Raw genomic sequence first — 17,671 nt, 5'->3', positions numbered from 1 at the left:
TCGCGCGCGAGCTGCTGTACGGCATCGACGTGCCGGTGGTCTGGGACCCGCATCCCCGGGGCGAGCAGCCGATGCCCGGCTGCGCGCTGCTGACGCCGAGCGAGGCGGAGGCGCGGGCGCTGTGCCCGACCGGGTGGGCGGGGCCCGAGCAGGCGGCCCGGCAGCTCGTACGCAAGCTGCGGGCGCGGGCCGTGGCCGTGACGACGGGCGCGCACGGGGCCGCGCTCGCCGTGGAGGGCGGCCCGTTCGCGCACGTGCCGCCGCCGGTGCAGGCCGGCGGCCGGGACGCGTGCGGCGCGGGCGACCGCTTCGCCGGCGCCGCGGCGCTGGCGCTGCGCGACGGCCTCGACGTCAGGGACGCGGTGACCATCGGCGTGGGCGAGGCCTCGCGCTTCGTCGAGCGCGGCGGCGCCGCCAACGTCAAGGTCGCCGAGCAGCAGCTCGGCGACCGGCCGCGCACGGCGCTGGAGGTGGCCGAGTTCACCCGCGCCAACGGGGGGCGGCTCATCGCCACCGGCGGCTGCTTCGACCTGCTGCACGCGGGCCACGTGAGCCTGCTGCGGCGGGCCAGGGCGCTCGGCGACGCGCTCGTCGTCTGCGTCAACTCCGACGACTCGGTACGCCGCCTCAAGGGCCCGCAGCGGCCCGTCGTGGACGTGCGCGACCGGGTCGAGGTGCTGCGGGCGCTCAGCTGCGTGGACGCGGTGCTGGTGTTCGAGGAGAACACCCCGGACCGCGCGATCGCGCTGCTGCGCCCCGACGTGTGGGTCAAGGGCGGGGACTACGAGGGGGAGTTCCTGCCCGAGTCCGAGGTCCTCGGCAGGCTCGGCGCGGAGATCGTCGTGCTGAGCACGCTGCCGGGGCGTTCCACGACCAACCTGATCAGGGAGATCCAGTGAAGATTCTGATTACCGGGGGAGCCTCCGGACTCGGCCTGGCCACCGCCGAGGCCGTGGAGAAGGAGGGCTGGCGGGCGCTCGTCGTCGACGTACGCCCGCCGGACCAGCGCTTCGAGCACGTCACGGCCGACCTGGCCGACCGGGGCGAGGCCCGAGCGGGCGGTCCGCGAGCTGGCCGAGCGGGCCGGCGGCCTGGACGGCGTCGTCACCGCGGCCGGCATCGACGTCTGCGGCCGGATGGAGGACGTGCCCGCCGACGACTGGGAGCGGGTCGTCAAGGTCAACCTGCTGGGCACGGCGTCGGTCATCCGGGCGGCGCTGCCGTACCTGAAGCACACCCGCGGCAGGATCGTCACCTGCGCCTCCACGCTGGGGCTGCGGCCGCTGAGCGACGCCTCGGCGTACTCGGCCTCGAAGTTCGGCGTCGTCGGCCTCACCCGCGCGCTGGCCGTCGAGCTGCGCGGCGAGGTGGGGGTCACCCTGCTCGTCCCCGGCGGCATGCGGACGAGCTTCTTCGACGGCCGTCCCGAGCAGTACAAACCGGGCCCGGAGGCCGGGCTCAACGACCCCGCCCACGTCGCGCAGACCGTCGTGTTCGCGCTGCGGCAGCCGGCCGGATGCGAGGTGAGAGAGCTCGTGGTCTGCCCCTCGACGGAGACGTCATGGCCCTAGAGCTCCTGGCTCTGCGCGGGCTCGGCCTGGGCGACCTGCTCACGGCCGTGCCCGCGCTGCGGGCCCTGCGCCAGGCGTTCCCCGGCCACCGCGTCACGCTCGCCGCGCCGCGGGCGCTGGAGCCGCTGCTGCCGCTGATCGGCGCGGTGGACGGCCAGGTGCACGTCGCCGGGCCGGGGCCGGTGCCGGTGGACGAGCTGCCGTACGAGCGGCCCGACATCGCCGTCAACCTGCACGGCAAGGGGCCGCAGAGCATCGAGGCGCTGCGGGCCACGCGGCCGGGCCGGCTGATCAGCTACGGCACAGGACCGGTGTGGCGCGAGGGCGTGCACGAGGTGCGCCGCTGGTGCGAGCTGCTGGAGTGGCACGGCATCCCGGCCGACCCGGCCGACCTGACGCTCGGGATCTCCGACCGCAGCGGCCCGGCGATCGTCCATCCGGGCGCGTCGTTCCCGGCGCGGCGGTGGCCTCCCGAGCGCTTCGCGCAGGTCGCGGCGGCGCTGGAGGACGTGGTGGTCACCGGCGACGAGCAGGAGGTGCCGATCGCCCGCCGGGTCGCCGAGCTGGCCGGGCTGCCGCAGGAGCGGGTGCTGGCCGGGCGCACCGGGCTGGCCGACCTGATCGACCTGATCGGCCGGGCCCGGCTCGTCGTGTGCGGCGACACCGGCGTGGCGCACCTCGCGACCGCGTTCTGCGTGCCGTCGGTGGTGCTGTTCGGGCCGGTCTCGCCGGCGCTGTGGGGGCCGCCGCCCGGCTGGCGGCACGTGGCGCTGTGGGCCGGCGAGAACGGCGACCCGCACGGCGAACGGCCGCATCCCGGCCTGCTCAAGATCGAGGTTTCCGAAGTCGTCGAAGCTGCCCTGGAGGTGACGTCATGAGGGCTCTGGTCACGGGAGGCGCCGGGTTCCTCGGCTCGTACCTGTGCGAGCGGCTGCTGGAGGAGGGCGCGGAGGTCGTCTGCATGGACAGCTTCCTCACCGGTGGGCCGCGCAACGTCGAGCACCTCCTGGAGCGCCCGGGGTTCCGGCTGGTCGAGAGCGACCTGACCGGGTTCGTGCACGTGTCCGACCGGCTGGACCTGGTGCTGCACTTCGCCTCGGCCGCCTCGCCCGCCGACTACCTGCGCTATCCCATCGAGACGCTGCGGGTGGGCAGCGTCGGCACCCTGCACGCGCTCGGCCTGGCCAGGGAGAAGGGCGCCCGGTTCGTCCTCGCCTCCACCAGCGAGGTGTACGGCGATCCGCTGGAGCACCCGCAGAAGGAGACGTACTGGGGCAACGTGAACCCGGTGGGGCCGCGCAGCGTGTACGACGAGGCCAAGCGCTTCGCCGAGTCGCTGACCACGGCCTACCGGCACGCGCGCGGCACCGACACGGGGATCGTACGCATCTTCAACACCTACGGCCCGCGCATGCGGCCGTTCGACGGCCGGGCGATCCCGACGTTCATCCGGCAGTCGCTCATGGGCGAGCCGATCACGGTCACCGGCGACGGCTCGCAGACCCGTTCGATCTGCTACGTCGAGGACACCGTCTCCGGAATCATGGCGATGGCGCGCAGCGACTTCGCCGGCCCGGTCAACATCGGCAACCCGGACGAGGTGACCATGCTGGAGCTGGCCACCCTGGTCCGTGACCTCGCCGGGTCGTCCTCGGAGATCACCTTCATCGACCGGCCCGCCGACGACCCGAAGGTGCGCCGGCCCGACACCACGCTCGCCGCCGAGCGGCTGGGCTGGCGGGCGCGGGTGCCGGCCGAGGAGGGGCTGCGCCGCACGATCGAGTGGTTCCGCGCCGAACTCGGCGCGGAGGACCGGCTGGAGCGGGCCTTCTGACAGTCGCGAACGGGGTCACGGGCGGGGACCGTCCGGCGGGACCGTCGGCGGGACCCGCCAGGCAGAGCCGCCGGGCGGGGATCACCGTCGGACAGAGCAGCCGGACAGAGCAGCCGGACAGAGCAGCCGGACAGGGCCGTCAGGCGGGGGTTCGGAGTGTGACGCCGAGCAGGGCGTCGGTCAGGTCCGCGACCAGGGCCGGGGCGGTGGGGTCCGAGCCGCCGCCGGCCAGCGCGTCGGCCGCCCAGGCGTCGATGGCCGCCAGCGCGCCGGGAGTGTCGAGGTCGTCGGCCAGGCGCTCGCGCACCCGCGTCAGCAGGTCCTCGGCGGGCGGCCCCGACTCCCGCGCGACGGCCGCGCGCCACGTGGCCAGCCTGCGCTCGGCCTCGGCCGTCAGCTCCGGCACGTACTCCCAGTCGGCGCGGTAGTGGTGGGCCAGCAGCACCAGGCGGACCGCCATCGGGTCGTGCTCGGTGCGCAGCCGCCGGACGAAGACCAGGTTGCCCCGGGACTTCGACATCTTCTCGCCGTCGAGCGCGACCATGCCCGCGTGGGTGTAGAACTTGGCGAACGGCCACTCCCCCGTCAGCGCGTGGCCCTCGGAGGCGCCGCACTCGTGGTGCGGGAAGATCAGGTCGGAGCCGCCGCCCGCGACGTCGTAGCCGGCGCCCAGGTTGTCCAGCGCGATCGCGGTGCACTCGATGTGCCACCCAGGACGTCCCCTGCCCAGCCGGGAGTCCCAGGCCGGCTCGCCCGGCCGCTCGGCCCGCCACAGCAGCCAGTCGAGCGGGTGGCGCTTGCCGGGCCGGTCGGGGTCGCCGCCGCGCTCGGCGAACAGCGCCGTCATCTCGTCCTCGTCGTAGCCGGAGACCTGGCCGTACTTGGGGGCGTCGGCGACGCTGAAGTACACGTCGCCGTCGAGGTCGTAGGTGACGCCCTTGTCCGACAGCCGCGCGATCGACTCGGCCACCCGGTCGACGACCTCGGTGACGCCGACGTACTCGCGGGGCGGCAGGATGCGCAGGGCCTCCATGTCGCCGCGGAACAGCTCGATCTCCCGCTCGGCCAGCTCCCGCCAGTCGACACCGGTCTGGGCGGCCCGCTCCAGCAGCGGGTCGTCCACGTCGGTGGCGTTCTGGGTGTAGTGGACCTCGTGGCCGGCGTCCAGCCACATCCGGGCCACCAGGTCGAAGGCGTGGTAGGTGTTGGCGTGGCCGAGGTGGGTGGCGTCGTAGGGGGTGATGCCGCAGACGTACATCCTGGCGGTCGGGCCGGGGTCGGTCTGCCTGACCTGCTTGGCGGACGTGTCGTAGAGACGCAGCGGAATGCTCTCACCGGGGAGCTTGGGGACGTTCTGGGCAGACCACGATCTCATGCCTTTGAGCCTATCCGTCCGTTTCCTGTGTCAGGTCGGTGAAGTCGTACGTGACCTCGTCCGGTGACAGCGCGACCTCCATCACCGACAGCGAGGCGAAGATCCGCCCGTCGGGCAGCTCGTGCCGGACGATGAGCGCGCCGGGGTCGGCCGACGGCTCGGCCGCGGCCAGGTCGCGCCAGGTCTCCGCCGCCTCGAAGCGCGGCAGGTGCGCCAGCACGCGCGGGCTCGCCGGGTCGAGGCCCTCGTTGACCACCATGCTGGTGCCGTCCGGCAGGTCGGCCGTGGTCAGGCGCTCGCCGTCCCAGCTGAACAGCCGGACCCCGTCGAGTGTGGCCAGGACCAGGTGGAAGGGGTCGTAGCGGGACAGGTCGCCGCGCGGCCCCTCCCCTGTGTACGCCGCCCGCAGCGCCAGATCGCCCCGCGAGACCTTGGTCCGCTCGGCGGCGGCCCGGCCACGGCCGTTGAGCAGGGCGGCGGCGCGCCGGGCGGCCGGGTTGACCGCCAGCCAGGTGCCGCCGGCCTTGAGGTCGCGCCCGCCGACGACGCCCGGGTAGTCCGGCCAGTGCTCCCCCGGCCCCTCCCAGGGCCGGTCGGTGAACTCGTCCCGCACGCCCATGAGGGTCAGGGGGCGTCCCGTCCGTACGATCAGCGTGCACATGGGCAAAGGGTAGTAAATGCCGAAATGTGCGTCAGATCGGGGGCCAGGGGACGGCGGGCCAGCCCTCCGACGGGTAGGGATGCACCCCGGTGTCGAGCAGCCGCCGCACCCGCTGCCAGGTGGCCTCCACCTCGGCCAGCGTGAGCAGCTCGCGCAGCCGCCGGCCGAGGGTGCCCGACTCCAGGTCGCGCTCCAGCTTGGCCAGCACGGCGACGGCCTCGCGGGAGAGCGGCTTGCCGCGCCACTGCCACAGCACGGTGCGCAGTTTGTCCTCGACGGAGAAGCACACGCCGTGGTCGACGCCGTAGACGTGGCCCGTGGGCAGCGGCAGCAGGTGGCCGCCCTTGCGGTCGGCGTTGTTGACGATCGCGTCGAAGACCGCCATCCGGCGCACGACCGGGTTGCGGCTCTTGACCAGGCGCATGAGGTCGATCTCGCGCTCGGTGTCGATCCAGAGCTGGCACATGCCGGGACCGAACGGGCCCTCGCGGTAGACGGTGGGCGGCACGATGCGCCAGCCGGTGGCCCGGGAGACCTCGTAGGCGGCCACCTCGCGGGCGGCCAGCGTGCCGTCGGGGAAGTCCCACAGGGGGCGCTCGCCGCGTACGGGCTTGTAGACGCACGCCGCCGTGCGCTCGCCCAGCGTGACCGAGCAGTAGAGCGTCATGTTGGTGGCCTCGACCAGGCGGCCCGCCACCTCCAGCCGGCCGTCGCGCAGCAGGGCGAGGGCCTCTTCCTCGTTCATGCCCGGTGGACTGGACGGCTTGACGGCCGGTTCGCTCTCCGGAGCGGTCATGAAGCCGCCTCACCCCCGCGATATCCGTTGAGGCGTACGCAGATGTGTCCCTTGGCGTCGAGCGGCTGCCCGCACAGGGGGCACGGCGGCCGGCCCGCCGCGACGATCTGCAGGGCCCGTTTGGTGAACGCGCGCGCGGCTCCCGCGCTGATCCGCACGCGGAGCATCGCGGGATCGGAGCCGTCGACGTCGTCCTCGTCGACGACCTCCTGCGCCTCGATCACCACCTGCGACCGCTCGGCGTCCCACGCCAGCGCCATCGTGCCGACCCGGAAGTCCTCGGCCAGGGGCACGTCGAGCGGGGCGTCGTCGGTCAGCTCGGCCGGCGCCACGGCGGGCACGTGGGCGGTGCCCCCGCTGAGCCGCAGCACCTCGTCGAGGAGCTCGTCGAGCCGGCCGGCGAGCGCGGCGACCTGCAGTTTCTCCAGCGCCACCGTGGTCAGTCTGCCCTCGGCCCTGGCCTGCAGATAGAAGACCCGTGCGCCCGGCTGCCCCAGGGCGCCGGCGACGAACCTCTCTGGTGGGTCGTAGTCGAAGACCGGCATAGCCTGACCTTACGTGGTTCCGGGTCCGCCGCCGACGGCGGCATCGCTCCCGGTGTGATTTTCTCCCCCGTCTTTCTCCTCCGAATCCTCAGGAAGCCGCAATTCCCCCATATCGTTGAGCCTGAGAACAAAGGGACGCAGGGGGGCGTAGCGAATGACGGTGAGGGCCGCCGGGTCCGCCGTGATCCGCTGGAACTGGTCGAGATGGAGCCCCAGGGCGTCGGCGACGATCGACTTGATCACGTCGCCGTGGCTGCAGACGAGGTAGACGCCCTTCTCCCCCAGGCGCCGGTTCCACTCCCGCACGGCCGCGACGGCCCGGTGCTGCATGTCCACCATCGACTCCCCGCCGGGGAACGCCGCCGCGCTCGGGTGGGCCTGCACGACCTGCCACAGCGGCTCCTTGGCGAGCTCCTTCAGCGGCCGGCCGGTCCACTCGCCGTAGCCGCACTCGATGAAACGTTCGTCCGTCCGCACCGGCAGGTCGCGGCCCGCCGCCACCGCCGCGGCCGTCTCCTGGCAGCGTTCGAGCGGGCTGGAGACGATCGCGTCGAGCCGGACGCCGGCGATGCGCCCGGCCAGCGCCACGGCCTGCGCCCGCCCCGCCTCGCTCAGCCGCACGCCCGGGGTCCGGCCGGCCAGCACCGGGCCGGTGAGGTCCGTCAGCCCGTGGCGGGCCAGAAGCAGCGTGGTCACCGGGCAAGTGTCGCAGCCCTCGATCACAGTGTCGAAACCGGCATCCGGCCCGGCACCGGGACGGGCGGGCCCGGAGAGCGCGTCCGTGCCCCGTACGGCGTCTATCACGACGTCGCGGCCACCAGGGCGGTAACCTGGCGGGATCATGGAGCAGCGCTATGTCGGCCGCAGCGGCCTGTCGGTGTCCCGGCTGGGGCTCGGCACGATGACCTGGGGTCGTGACACCGACGCGGACGAGGCGGCCGCCCAGCTCCGCACGTTCCTGGACGCCGGGGGCACGCTCGTGGACACCGCCGACGTCTACACCGGCGGCGACGCCGAGCGGCTCCTCGGCAGGCTGCTGCGCGAGTCGGTGCCCCGCTCGGAGCTGGTGATCTCCACCAAGGCCGTGGTGACCCCCGCCGGCCGCCGCACGCGCGACGCCTCCCGCCGCCACCTCATCGCCGCGGTCGACGACTCGCTCAACCGCCTCGGGCTCGACTACGTCGACCTGTGGCAGCTGCACACCTACGACGACGAGGTGCCGCTGGAGGAGACGCTGGCCGCGCTCGACGCGATCGTCTCCTCCGGCCGCGCGGTCTACGCCGGCGTGTGCGACTACACCGGCTGGCAGCTCGCCGCCGCCGCGGTCACCCAGAAGTCGATCCCCGGCCGCATCCCGATCACCTCGGCGCAGGCCGAGTACAGCCTGCTGGCCCGCGAGCCGGAGCGCGAGCTGCTGCCCGCCGCTGCGCACCTCGGGGTCGGCGTGCTGGCCTGGTCGCCGCTCGGCAGGGGCGTGCTGACCGGCAAATACCGCACGGGCATCCCGGGCGACTCGCGCGCGGCGACGCCGCACTTCGCCGACTTCGTCCGCCCCTATCTCGACGAGCGCTCGCGCGCGGTGGTGGAGGCGGTGATGACCGCCGCCGACGGGCTCGGCGTCTCGCCGCTGGCCGTGGCGCTGTCGTGGGTGCGCGACCAGCCCGGCGTGGCCTCGGCCATCGTGGGGGCCCGTACGCACGCGCAGCTCAAGGGCGTGCTCCCGGCCGAGGAGGTCGTGCTGCCGATCGAGATCCGTGAGGCACTGGACGACGTCTCGTCACTCGACTGAGGGGAACAAGAAGCTCTCTCGCGTATCACTAGTGGATACCGAATCGCAACTTCCCCTGCCGAACGGGTGCGCCCGAGGGCGGCGTCCATCAAGATTTTCCCCGTAAGCAACGCAGGAGGGGACGGATGGGGAGCAGGACCGCGATCTCGGCCGGAGTTCTCGCGGTGGCACTGGTGGCCGTCCCCGGGGCGGGGCCCGCCGTGGCGGCGACGGCAGGCGCCCAGGACTGCACGCGGGACGGGGGGCTGCTGTCCGGGGTCACCAACACCCTGTGCGACGTGGTGGGCACCCTCACGGGCACCGTGGACACGCTCACGGGCGGCCTCACCGACCCGGTGACCAAGCCCGTGGAGAAGACCACCGACGAAGTGCTCGGCCGGGTGGGCGAGGCCGTCCCCACCGGGCGGGCGGACACCTCCGGCGAGACCGCCGCGCCCTCGCCGGACGCCACGCGCACCACCAAGTCCCACGGCCAGGAGGAGGACGACGAGTGCGACACGCCGGACGCGTGCGCCGGCGACCCGGTCCCGAGGGCCGGCACGACCTCCTCGGCGCCGCCGCGGCGCGGCCGTTCCGCCTCGCCCTCGGTGAAGAAGCCGGCCACCACGCCGACGGCCTCGGCCACCGCGTCGGCCGTGCCGGGCGTGACCGCGCCGCCTTCGGGGAGCGCCCGCCCCCGGCCCGCCGGTGACGACGGCCGTGAGGAGCGCGAGGAGAGCGCCCGCGCCGCCGATCCGGAGGAGCCACGGGTGGAGCTGCTGTGGCCCAACCCGTTCGCCCGTGAGCTGACCGTGCCGCTGCGGGACCAGCGGGTGGTCCGGCCCACTCCCCCGGCCTCCGACGTGCTCGGCACCGTGCTGACGATCGCGCTGCTCGGCTCGGCGGTGCTCGCCACGCGCATCGTGCAGCAGCGGCGGCAGCGCACCGAGCCGGTCGAGTCGATCCCGTTCGAGCCGGCCCGCGCGGGCGGCGGCCGCCAGCGCCTCGCCTGACGCGAAGCCCCGGCGGCCGTCCGAAAGGGAGAGGCGGCGGGCGCCTGAGAGCCGGCGGCGCCGGGGAGGCGGCGGCCGCCTGAAAGGTGGCGGCCGCCTCGAAAGTGGCGGGTGTCAGCCGCCGATGGCGTGGACGCCGCCGTCGACGTGCACGATCTCGCCCGTGGTCGCCGGGAACCAGTCGGACATCAGCGCCACGCAGGCGCGGGCGGCCGGCAGGGTGTCGGCGAGGTCCCAGCCGAGCGGGGCCCGGTCCGGCCAGCTGTCCTCGAACTCCTTGAAGCCCGGGATCGACTTGGCGGCCATCGTGCGCAGCGGACCGGCCGCCACGAGGTTGACCCGGATGCCGTGCTTGCCGAGGTCGCGGGCGAGGTAGCGGTTGCACGACTCCAGGCCGGCCTTGGCCACGCCCATCCAGTCGTAGACCGGCCACGCCTTGGAGGCGTCGAAGTCGAGGCCGACCACCGCGCCGCCCTCCTTCATGAGCGGCAGGCAGGCCACGGCCAGCGACTTGTACGAGTACGTCGAGATCTGCACCGCCGTGGAGACGTCCTCCCACGGCGTGTTGAGGAAGTTGCCGCCGAGCGCCGTCTGCGGGGCGAAGGCGATGGAGTGCACCACGCCGTCGAGCCCGTCGACGTGCTCGCCGACCCGGTCGGCCAGCGTGTCGAGGTGCTCGGTGTTCTGGACGTCGAGCTCCAGCACCGGCGGCGTGGTCGGCAGCCGCTTGGCGATGCGCTCGACCAGGCTGAGCCGCCCGAACCCGGTCAGCACGACCGTCGCGCCCTCCTCCTGGGCCAGCTTGGCGACCGAGAAGGCGATCGAGGCGTCGGTGAGCACGCCCGTCACGAGAATCCGCTTGCCGTCGAGAATGCCCACGTCAGTGCCCCATTCCAAGTCCGCCGTCGACCGGGATCACGGCTCCGGTGATGTAGGAGGCGTCGTCGCTGGCCAGGAAGCGGACGACGCGCGCGACCTCCTCGGGGGCGGCCTGCCTGCCGAGGGGGATGTTGGCCACAATCTTGTCCTGGTCGAGCCCCGAGGTCATGTCGGTCGCGACGAAGCCGGGCGAGACGACGTTGACCGTGATGTTGCGGGAGCCGTACTCGCGGGCCAGGGAGCGGGCGAAGCCGACGAGGCCGGCCTTGGAGGCGGCGTAGTTGGCCTGGCCCGCCTGGCCGGACAGGCCCACGACCGAGGAGATGAGCACGATGCGGCCGCGCTTGAGCTTCATCATGGGCCGGATGGCGCGCTTGGCGACGCGGTAGGCGCCGGTGAGGTTGGCGTCGATGACGTCGGTGAAGGTGTCCTCCTTCATCATCGCCAGCAGCGTGTCCTTGGTGATGCCCGCGTTGGAGACGAGGACCTCGACCGGGCCCTGCTCGGCCTCGACCTTGTCGAAGGCGGCCTCGACGTCGCCGGTGCTGGTGACGTCGCAGCGCACGCCGAACAGGCCCTCGGGAGGCTCCCCCGATCGATAGGTGACCGCGACGGCGTCGCCTTCCGCGGCGAGTTCACGGGCGATCGCGAGGCCGATGCCTCGGTTGCCCCCGGTGACGAGTACAGAGCGTGCCATGACACCAGACGCTATCCCCTACCGGCGGGTATCCGGTTGTCCGGGTGAGACAAGATCACAGGGTTAGGATCGTGGACATGCGCCAGATCGATGCCGACTTCCTGGAACTGCCGCTCAGGCAGCTCGCGGACGCCGCCCTGCAACGCGCTCGGGACCTCGGCGCCGAGCACGCCGACTTCCGGCTCGAACGCGTCCGCGCCGAGACGCTGAGCCTGTACGACGCCCGTCTGGAGGGCGCCACGGACGCCGACGACCTCGGCTACGCGGTGCGCGTCGTCAAGGGCGGCACGTGGGGGTTCGCCGCCGGGATCCACCTCACCCCCGAGGCCGCCGCGCGGGTCGCGGAGCAGGCGGTGCGGGTGGCCGAGGTGTCGGCGCCGATCAACAGGGAGCCGATCGAGCTGGCGCCCGAGCCGGTGCACGCCGAGGCGGTGTGGGTGTCGGCGTACGACGTGGACCCGTTCGAGGTGCCGTCCGCCGACAAGGTGGCCCTGCTGGCCGACTGGTCGGCGGGCCTGCTCAAGGGCGCCGACCACGTCTCGGCGCGGCTGCTGCAGGTCAAGGAGCAGAAGTTCTACGCCGACACGGCCGGCACGGTGACCACGCAGCAGCGGGTGCGGGTGCACCCCAGGCTCAACGCCATGAAGGCGGGCGAGAGCGGCTTCGACGACATGTCGACGATCGCGCCGCCCGTCGGGCGCGGCTACGAATACCTGACGGGCACCGGCTGGGACTGGCAGGGCGAGCTGGCCCGCCTGCCCGAGCTGCTGGCCGAGAAGCTCGCCGCGCCGTCGGTCGAGGCCGGCGACTACGACCTCGTGATCGACCCGTCCAACCTGTGGCTGACCATCCACGAGTCGATCGGCCACGCCACCGAGCTCGACCGGGCGCTCGGCTACGAGGCCGCCTACGCGGGCACCAGCTTCGCCACCTTCGACCAGCTCGGCGAGCTGGTCTACGGCTCGCCGCTGATGAACGTCACCGGCGACCGCACCGTCACCCACGGCCTGGCCACCGTCGGCTACGACGACGAGGGCGTGCGGGGGCAGAGCTTCGACATCGTCAAGGACGGCATCCTGGTGGGCTACCAGCTCGACCGGCGGATGGCGCTGATGAAGGGGTTCGGGCGCTCCAACGGGTGCGCCTTCGCCGACTCGCCGGGGCACATGCCGATCCAGCGCATGGCCAACGTCTCGCTCCAGGCCGCGCCTGACGGACCGGGCACCGACGAGCTGATCGCCGGGGTCGAACGGGGCATCTACATCGTCGGCGACAAGAGCTGGTCGATCGACATGCAGCGCTACAACTTCCAGTTCACCGGCCAGCGGGCCTACCGCATCTCGCACGGGAAGCTGGCCGGGCAGGTCAGGGACTTCGCCTACCAGGCGACGACGACGGACTTCTGGCAGTCGATGGAGGCGGTCGGCGGGCCGGGCACGTACGTGCTGGGCGGCGCGTTCAACTGCGGCAAGGGCCAGCCGGGGCAGGTGGCCCCGGTCAGCCACGGATGTCCGTCCGCGCTGTTCAGGGGCGTACGGATACTCAACACCGTGCAGGAGGGCGGGAAGTGACTCCCCAGGAGATGGTGGAAAGGGCCCTGGCGCTCTCCACGAACGACGGCTGCGTGGTGCTGGTGGACGAGGAGTCCACGGCCAACCTGCGCTTCGCCGGCAACACGCTGACCACCAACGGCGTGGCGCGCTCGTCCCGGCTGACGGTGATCTCGATCGCGGGCGACCGGGCCGGCGTGGTGTCGCGGGCGGCGGTGCGCGAGGAGCAGCTCGCCGACGTCGTGGCGGCGGCCGACGCGGCGGCCAGGGACGCCCAGCCGGCCGAGGACGCGCGCCCCCTCGTCGAGGCCGGTCCCGCCTCCGCCCACTGGGACGAGGACGTACGGCCCACCGACATCGGCGTGTTCGAGGCGTTCGCGCCCGCACTCGGCGAGGCGTTCGCGACGGCCGAGGCGGGCGGCAGGAGGCTCTACGGCTTCGCCGAGCACCGGCTGACCTCGACGTTCCTCGGCACGTCCACGGGCGTGCGGCTGCGGCACGACCAGCCGACCGGCCGCCTGGAGCTCAACGCCAAGTCGGGCGACCTCAAGCGGTCGGCCTGGACCGGCGTGTCCACGGAGGACTTCACCGACGTCGACGTCGACGCGCTCGGCGCGTCGCTGGCCCAGCGGCTGGAGTGGGCGAAGAACCGGGTGGACCTGCCTGCGGGGCGCTACGAGACGCTGCTGCCGCCGAGCGCCGTGGCCGACCTGATGATCTACCTGTTCTGGTCGGCGGGTGCGCGCGACGCGCTGGACGGGCGGTCGGTGTTCTCGAAGCCCGGCGGCGGGACCCGCGTGGGCGAGCAGCTCGGCGCGCTGCCGGTGACGCTGTCGAGCGATCCGGGTGCGGCGGGCATCGCGTGCGCGCCGTTCGTGATGGCGCACGCCTCCAGCAGGGAGAGCTCGGTCTTCGACAACGGGCTGCCGCTGGGGCCGACCGACTGGATCAGGGACGGGCGGCTGGAGGCGCTGCACCAGACCCGCTACTCGGCGGAGCTGAGCGGGCTGCCGGTGACGCCGGCCGTCGACAACCTGATCATGCGCGGACCGGCCGGCGGGGCGTCGCCGTCGCCGTCGCTGGAGGAGATGATCGCCGGCACCCGGCACGGGCTGCTGCTCACCTGCCTGTGGTACATCCGGGAGGTCGACCCCCAGACGCTGCTCGTCACCGGACTGACCCGCGACGGCGTCTACCTCGTCGAACATGGGGAGGTCGTGGGCGAGGTCAACAACTTCCGCTTCAACGAGAGCCCGGTCGACCTGCTCGGACGCGTCTCCGAGGTGGGGGCGGAGGGACGGACGCTCCCGCGCGAGTGGAACGACTACTTCCAGCGCACGATCATGCCGGCGGTCCGAGTGCCGGACTTCAACATGTCCACCGTGAGCCAGGCAAGCTGACCCCCTGCCCCCGGGCCGAGCCGGCCCTCGGGCCCGGTCCCGAGAGCCGGAAGGCGACCCGGGTGAAGGGTCGCGAAGGCGGGCCCGGGTCGTGCCGAACCACAGACCCGGGTGGCCACCAGCCTGAGGGCCGGGGAGACGGGCCCGGTCGGGCGCCCGCCTGAGGTGTCCAGGTGGGTCCGGTGACGCTGCCCCAGGCCAACGCCGAACGGCCGGGCGGGCCGGTCGGCCGGGTCCGGGCCTCCGGCGCGCCTCCTGCCCGCGCCTGCGCCAGGTCCGACCGGGTCAGCGCCTGCCTGTTGAACTCCCTGACGACCGGGCCTGCGGCGGGCGGCGGCCAGGGGCCTCGCCCAGGTACCGGGGCCGAGCGGCGGTGGGTTGGCGGCGCGGCCTGAGCGTCGGCAAGGGCAGCCGTCGCACTCCCCAGCGTGGGCCGTCGCACTCCCCAGCGTGGGCCGTCGCACTCCCCAGCGTGGGGCGTGGGCGGGGCTCAGAGGGCGCTCAGGCGTCTTCCAGGCGGAAGCCGACCTTCATGCCCACCTGGAAGTGGGCGACCTCCCCCGCGTCGATGTGGCCGCGGATCTCCGTCACCTCGAACCAGTCCAGGTGCCGCAGCGTCTCCGAGGCCCGCCTGATCCCGTTGCGGATGGCCTGGTCGACGCTCTCTCCCGAGGTCCCGACGATCTCGGTGACCCGGTACGTTCGGTCCGACATATCCCTCTCCTCCTTACCCGAAGGCCATGATCGCATGACCCCTTCCGCCGCCCGGGTGCGCCGTCCCGAGCTCGTACTCCGAGGACTACCGTGGAAGGTATGAAGCGGTGGCGCAAGAACGTGGACGTCCACCAGGTCACCGACGCCAAACCGTCGCTGACGTCGGACATCCACCGGCGGGAGATCAGATACCTCGTCCAGATGGGCATCCGCACGGTGTGCCTGATCCTCGCGGTGGTGGTGCCCGTGCCGTGGCCGTTCAGGCTGCTGTTCATCGCCGGCGCCGTGTTTTTGCCATACATAGCGGTAATCGGGGCCAATGAGAGGGGCGAGCCCGCCCCGCCTCCTACCTTTCAGGACCCTGAGGCTAACCAAAGCGAGATACCGCTGCATCGACGCGAGATCGGGTCGTGACTAAGTCTTGACGCATCCCATGGGTTGTAGGTGTACGCTTTAGCCAAGCGCTCCGGTCCCCCGTCGGAGTGCTGGTGCCGGCGTTCCGGGCCCCCGTCGGAACGCCGATGAAGCGACGCCGGGTGGTTTGCCCCCGTAACCACCCGGCGTCGCCCTTTTCCTGGTCAAACCTGCTTCAGCAGATGATCTAGAACGGCGGCGCCGGCCCGGTCGGATAGGGCTGCTTTCCCGAAATCGTTTTCACTCCCGCCCCTCCTGTTATTCACAGGAAATCTTCAGGCGGGAGTCAGCTTGACTTCAAGAGTTCGTTCGAGTGTCAGCCGTCTGTCAGCGTCCCGGAGGCCGCCGACGGCCAGTTCTTCGCCAAAGTGGTCAGTTTGGCGACGGCGTCCTCGGGCGCGGTGCCCGCGCCCTGAGCCAGGCCCAGCAGGTACGCCGTCAGCGGCGCGGCCGGGCGCGCCACGCCGTGGGCGACCTCCTTGGTGAGGTCGAGAATCTGGTCGCGGTCCACGGCGGCCGGGTCGATGCCCAGCTCCTTGCAGGCCAGGGCGGTCCATTCGTTGAGCACGTGCATGTGTGCCTCCTCCAGGTCGTTGATCGTGTCGCAGTCGAACCAGGGGCGTCCGGGCGGCGTCAGGCGCGCGCCGACCAGCGGGGCCAGCAGGCCGCGGAGCGAGCGGCCCGCGTAGGCGGCGAGCGCGCGCCGCAGCTCGGCGGCCGGCCAGACGCCCGCCAGCCATTGTTCTCGCCCGCCGTCGTCCACCATCACCGCGCCCGCGCCCGGCGGTGCGGCCTCCAGCAGCGCCGCGACGTGCGTCCGCGTGAGGAACGGCAGGTCCCCGGCGAGCAGCGCCACCCAGGGGGCTGTGACGTGTGCCAGGCCCGCGGCCAGGGCGGGGACGGGCCCGCCGCCCGGCGGGTCCTCACGCGCGAACCGGACGCCGGGAAGGGGGCGCTCGGGGCCGACCACGATCGTGCGGCGGGCGCCGGACGCGGCGGCGACGACGTTCTCGACGAGGGATCGGCCGCCGACGGTGATGCCCGGCTTGTCGCGCCCACCGAGCCGCCTGGCCTCGCCCCCGGCCAGCACCACGGCGTCGAAGCCCGCGGCCGGCCCCCGAAGTCCGGGACGGCCGCCCGACCACTCACGTCCAGGACCGCCAGCCGACCCCTTACGTTCAGGTCCGGTGGCCGACCCCTCACCTTCAGGTCCGTCCGCCGACCCCTCACGTTCAGGTCCGTCGGCCGACCGCTCCCATCCAGGATCGCCAGCCGGCCCCTTACATTCAGGTCCGCTGGCCAGCCCTTCACCTTCAGGTTCGTCGGCCGACCGCTTACGTTCGGGACCGCCGGGCGGGGCGCCCGTCTCCGCGCCGTCGTACGGGTCGGTGGGCACGGGGGTCAGCCGCCGATGGCGGACATCGGGCGGGAGGGCTGGAGGAAGGACGGGTCGTCGATGCCGTGGCCGGCCCGTTTGCGGGCGACCGCCGCCTGCCAGCGCGCCGCGAGCTCTTCGTCCGTGGCGCCGGCCCGCAGCGCGGTCTTGAGGTCGGACTCCTCGGTCGCGAACAGGCAGTTGCGGATCTGGCCGTCGGCGGTGAGCCGGACGCGGTCGCAGGCGCCGCAGAACGGGCGGGTGACCGAGCCGATGACGCCGACCCGCGCGGGCCCGCCGTCGACCAGGAAACGCTCGGCGGGCGCGCTGCCCCGCTCCTCCTGGTCGTCCGGCGTCAGGTCGAACGCCTCCGACAGCAGGCCGAGGATCTCGTCGGCGGTGACCATGGCCTCGCGGCTCCAGCCGTGCTGCGCGTCGAGCGGCATCTGCTCGATGAAGCGCAGTTCGTAGCCCTGCTCCAGCGACCAGCGCAGCAGCGGGACGGCCTCGTGCTCGTTGACGCCGCGCATGAGCACAGAGTTGATCTTGACTGGGCGCAGCCCCGCGCGGTCGGCGGCGGCGAGGCCGGCGATGACGTCGGCGTGCCGGTCGCGGTGGGCGAGGCGCTTGAACGTGGCCGCGTCCAGGGTGTCGAGTGAGACGTTGACGCGGTCGAGCCCGGCGTCGGCCAGCGTCCCGGCCAGGCGGGCGAGGCCGATGCCGTTGGTGGTCAGCGAGATCTGCGGGCGCGGCTCCAGTGCGGCGGTGCGGGCCACGATGTCGGCCAGCTCGCGCCGCAGCAGCGGCTCGCCGCCGGTGTAGCGGACCTCGGTGATGCCGAGGCGCTCGACGCCGACGCCCACCAGGCGGACGATCTCGTCGGCGGTGAGGAGCTGGGCGCTCGGCAGCCAGTCGAGGCCCTCGGGAGGCATGCAGTAGGTACAGCGCAGGTTGCACTTGTCCGTGAGGGACACCCGCAGATCCGTCGCCACCCGTCCGAACGAGTCTCGCAACACCGGGCGTCACCTCCAGTCCGTTCGCCAGAGAGCCAGCCTACGACGTGGTTCCGGCCGTACTCA

The 17,671-nt window shown here is 73.0% G+C and carries 20 protein-coding genes; 10 read left to right on the top strand and 10 right to left on the bottom strand.

Annotation, left to right across the window (positions count from 1 at the left end; genetic code table 11):
- From AC27IY_RS10695 to AC27IY_RS10680, 4 genes are all read left to right on the top strand, one after another.
- On the top strand, window positions 1–899 hold an 899-nt coding region (locus AC27IY_RS10695; protein ID WP_487177820.1), incomplete at its 5' end, for a PfkB family carbohydrate kinase.
- Window positions 900–1,070: 171 nt separating this feature from the next.
- Window positions 1,071–1,571: an SDR family oxidoreductase gene (locus AC27IY_RS10690; protein WP_487177822.1), complete on the top strand. Its 501-nt coding sequence runs from the start codon at window positions 1,071–1,073 to the stop codon at window positions 1,569–1,571.
- On the top strand, window positions 1,562–2,449 hold the full coding sequence (locus AC27IY_RS10685; protein WP_423448807.1) for a glycosyltransferase family 9 protein: 888 nt from the start codon (window positions 1,562–1,564) through the stop codon (window positions 2,447–2,449). Before AC27IY_RS10690 ends, AC27IY_RS10685 begins: the two co-directional genes overlap by 10 nt.
- Window positions 2,446–3,405 carry a UDP-glucuronic acid decarboxylase family protein gene (locus AC27IY_RS10680; protein WP_487177818.1) on the top strand — a complete coding sequence of 320 codons (960 nt, stop codon included), beginning with the start codon at window positions 2,446–2,448 and terminating at the stop codon, window positions 3,403–3,405. The genes AC27IY_RS10685 and AC27IY_RS10680 overlap by 4 nt, the downstream gene beginning before the upstream one ends.
- Before the next feature lie 139 nt (window positions 3,406–3,544).
- On the opposite strand, the gene mshC is transcribed toward AC27IY_RS10680, so the two are convergent.
- Genes mshC through AC27IY_RS10655 form a run of 5 tightly spaced genes read right to left on the bottom strand, consistent with a single transcriptional unit; the run spans window position 3,545 to window position 7,478 of the window.
- Complete coding sequence (gene mshC / locus AC27IY_RS10675) at window positions 3,545–4,780, bottom strand: cysteine--1-D-myo-inosityl 2-amino-2-deoxy-alpha-D-glucopyranoside ligase (protein WP_344215569.1); 1,236 nt, start codon at window positions 4,778–4,780, stop codon at window positions 3,545–3,547.
- 10 nt (window positions 4,781–4,790) lie between these two features.
- Window positions 4,791–5,441: an NRDE family protein gene (locus AC27IY_RS10670; protein ID WP_344215571.1), complete on the bottom strand. Its 651-nt coding sequence runs from the start codon at window positions 5,439–5,441 to the stop codon at window positions 4,791–4,793.
- Between the two features lie 31 nt (window positions 5,442–5,472).
- Window positions 5,473–6,237: an SCO1664 family protein gene (locus tag AC27IY_RS10665; RefSeq protein ID WP_091087519.1), complete on the bottom strand. Its 765-nt coding sequence runs from the start codon at window positions 6,235–6,237 to the stop codon at window positions 5,473–5,475.
- Entirely contained in the window at window positions 6,234–6,782 is a 549-nt protein-coding gene (locus AC27IY_RS10660; RefSeq protein ID WP_344215574.1) for a DUF3090 domain-containing protein, read from the bottom strand. The genes AC27IY_RS10665 and AC27IY_RS10660 overlap by 4 nt, the downstream gene beginning before the upstream one ends.
- A 9-nt stretch (window positions 6,783–6,791) precedes the next feature.
- A complete protein-coding gene (locus AC27IY_RS10655; RefSeq protein ID WP_423448813.1) occupies window positions 6,792–7,478 on the bottom strand; it encodes a histidine phosphatase family protein in 687 nt (228 codons plus the stop codon).
- 145 nt (window positions 7,479–7,623) lie between these two features.
- Between AC27IY_RS10655 and AC27IY_RS10650 the strand changes: the two genes are divergently transcribed.
- Together AC27IY_RS10650 and AC27IY_RS10645 are read left to right on the top strand one after the other, a co-directional pair.
- Window positions 7,624–8,571: an aldo/keto reductase gene (locus AC27IY_RS10650; RefSeq protein ID WP_329575378.1), complete on the top strand. Its 948-nt coding sequence runs from the start codon at window positions 7,624–7,626 to the stop codon at window positions 8,569–8,571.
- Between the two features lie 125 nt (window positions 8,572–8,696).
- A complete protein-coding gene (locus AC27IY_RS10645; protein WP_449951677.1) occupies window positions 8,697–9,563 on the top strand; it encodes a hypothetical protein in 867 nt (288 codons plus the stop codon).
- Window positions 9,564–9,677: 114 nt separating this feature from the next.
- On the opposite strand, the gene fabI is transcribed toward AC27IY_RS10645, so the two are convergent.
- The gene (fabI, locus tag AC27IY_RS10640; protein ID WP_329575373.1) at window positions 9,678–10,442 is read right to left on the bottom strand and encodes an enoyl-ACP reductase FabI; all 765 of its coding nucleotides are present in this window, start codon (window positions 10,440–10,442) and stop codon (window positions 9,678–9,680) included.
- Between the two features lies 1 nt (window position 10,443).
- Window positions 10,444–11,139 (bottom strand): beta-ketoacyl-ACP reductase, encoded by a 696-nt coding sequence (locus AC27IY_RS10635; RefSeq protein WP_344215582.1) that lies wholly within the window; start codon window positions 11,137–11,139, stop codon window positions 10,444–10,446.
- Between the two features lie 77 nt (window positions 11,140–11,216).
- Here AC27IY_RS10635 and AC27IY_RS10630 point away from each other — a divergent pair, with 77 nt between their 5' ends.
- From AC27IY_RS10630 to AC27IY_RS10620, 3 genes are all read left to right on the top strand, one after another.
- Window positions 11,217–12,710 carry a TldD/PmbA family protein gene (locus AC27IY_RS10630; RefSeq protein WP_423448816.1) on the top strand — a complete coding sequence of 498 codons (1,494 nt, stop codon included), beginning with the start codon at window positions 11,217–11,219 and terminating at the stop codon, window positions 12,708–12,710.
- Window positions 12,707–14,089, top strand: a complete 1,383-nt coding sequence (locus tag AC27IY_RS10625) for a metallopeptidase TldD-related protein (protein WP_487177817.1) — start codon at window positions 12,707–12,709, stop codon at window positions 14,087–14,089. Before AC27IY_RS10630 ends, AC27IY_RS10625 begins: the two co-directional genes overlap by 4 nt.
- A gap of 182 nt (window positions 14,090–14,271) precedes the next feature.
- Complete coding sequence (locus AC27IY_RS10620; RefSeq protein ID WP_487177816.1) at window positions 14,272–14,484, top strand: hypothetical protein; 213 nt, start codon at window positions 14,272–14,274, stop codon at window positions 14,482–14,484.
- 106 nt (window positions 14,485–14,590) lie between these two features.
- On the opposite strand, the gene AC27IY_RS10615 is transcribed toward AC27IY_RS10620, so the two are convergent.
- Window positions 14,591–14,803 carry a dodecin gene (locus AC27IY_RS10615; protein ID WP_020547544.1) on the bottom strand — a complete coding sequence of 71 codons (213 nt, stop codon included), beginning with the start codon at window positions 14,801–14,803 and terminating at the stop codon, window positions 14,591–14,593.
- A gap of 99 nt (window positions 14,804–14,902) precedes the next feature.
- On the opposite strand from AC27IY_RS10615, the gene AC27IY_RS10610 reads away from it, so the two are divergent.
- On the top strand, window positions 14,903–15,217 hold the full coding sequence (locus AC27IY_RS10610; RefSeq protein WP_364452833.1) for a DUF3099 domain-containing protein: 315 nt from the start codon (window positions 14,903–14,905) through the stop codon (window positions 15,215–15,217).
- A 316-nt stretch (window positions 15,218–15,533) separates the two neighbouring features.
- Here AC27IY_RS10610 and AC27IY_RS10605 read toward each other — a convergent pair whose 3' ends face one another.
- Both AC27IY_RS10605 and moaA read right to left on the bottom strand, forming a co-directional pair.
- A complete protein-coding gene (locus AC27IY_RS10605) occupies window positions 15,534–16,310 on the bottom strand; it encodes an NTP transferase domain-containing protein (protein ID WP_487177815.1) in 777 nt (258 codons plus the stop codon).
- A gap of 308 nt (window positions 16,311–16,618) precedes the next feature.
- Window positions 16,619–17,608: a GTP 3',8-cyclase MoaA gene (gene moaA / locus AC27IY_RS10600; RefSeq protein WP_423448822.1), complete on the bottom strand. Its 990-nt coding sequence runs from the start codon at window positions 17,606–17,608 to the stop codon at window positions 16,619–16,621.
- Window positions 17,609–17,671: the final 63 nt, after the last annotated feature.

Source organism: Nonomuraea sp. B208 (assembly GCF_057536035.1).
Note: the sequence above shows the minus strand (reverse complement) of the source record. Positions and strands in the feature narration are given on the sequence as shown.

What these genes read in the sequence shown, in the direction of transcription:
- AC27IY_RS10670 (WP_344215571.1), bottom strand. Translation starts at nt 5,441, where the DNA reads ATGTGCACGCTGATCGTACGGACGGGACGCCCCCTGACCCTCATGGGC.
- AC27IY_RS10645 (WP_449951677.1), top strand. Translation starts at nt 8,697, where the DNA reads ATGGGGAGCAGGACCGCGATCTCGGCCGGAGTTCTCGCGGTGGCACTG.
- AC27IY_RS10630 (WP_423448816.1), top strand. Translation starts at nt 11,217, where the DNA reads ATGCGCCAGATCGATGCCGACTTCCTGGAACTGCCGCTCAGGCAGCTC.
- AC27IY_RS10685 (WP_423448807.1), top strand. Translation starts at nt 1,562, where the DNA reads ATGGCCCTAGAGCTCCTGGCTCTGCGCGGGCTCGGCCTGGGCGACCTG.
- AC27IY_RS10610 (WP_364452833.1), top strand. Translation starts at nt 14,903, where the DNA reads ATGAAGCGGTGGCGCAAGAACGTGGACGTCCACCAGGTCACCGACGCC.
- AC27IY_RS10660 (WP_344215574.1), bottom strand. Translation starts at nt 6,782, where the DNA reads ATGCCGGTCTTCGACTACGACCCACCAGAGAGGTTCGTCGCCGGCGCC.
- mshC (WP_344215569.1), bottom strand. Translation starts at nt 4,780, where the DNA reads ATGAGATCGTGGTCTGCCCAGAACGTCCCCAAGCTCCCCGGTGAGAGC.
- AC27IY_RS10665 (WP_091087519.1), bottom strand. Translation starts at nt 6,237, where the DNA reads ATGACCGCTCCGGAGAGCGAACCGGCCGTCAAGCCGTCCAGTCCACCG.
- AC27IY_RS10635 (WP_344215582.1), bottom strand. Translation starts at nt 11,139, where the DNA reads ATGGCACGCTCTGTACTCGTCACCGGGGGCAACCGAGGCATCGGCCTC.
- AC27IY_RS10615 (WP_020547544.1), bottom strand. Translation starts at nt 14,803, where the DNA reads ATGTCGGACCGAACGTACCGGGTCACCGAGATCGTCGGGACCTCGGGA.
- AC27IY_RS10650 (WP_329575378.1), top strand. Translation starts at nt 7,624, where the DNA reads ATGGAGCAGCGCTATGTCGGCCGCAGCGGCCTGTCGGTGTCCCGGCTG.
- AC27IY_RS10680 (WP_487177818.1), top strand. Translation starts at nt 2,446, where the DNA reads ATGAGGGCTCTGGTCACGGGAGGCGCCGGGTTCCTCGGCTCGTACCTG.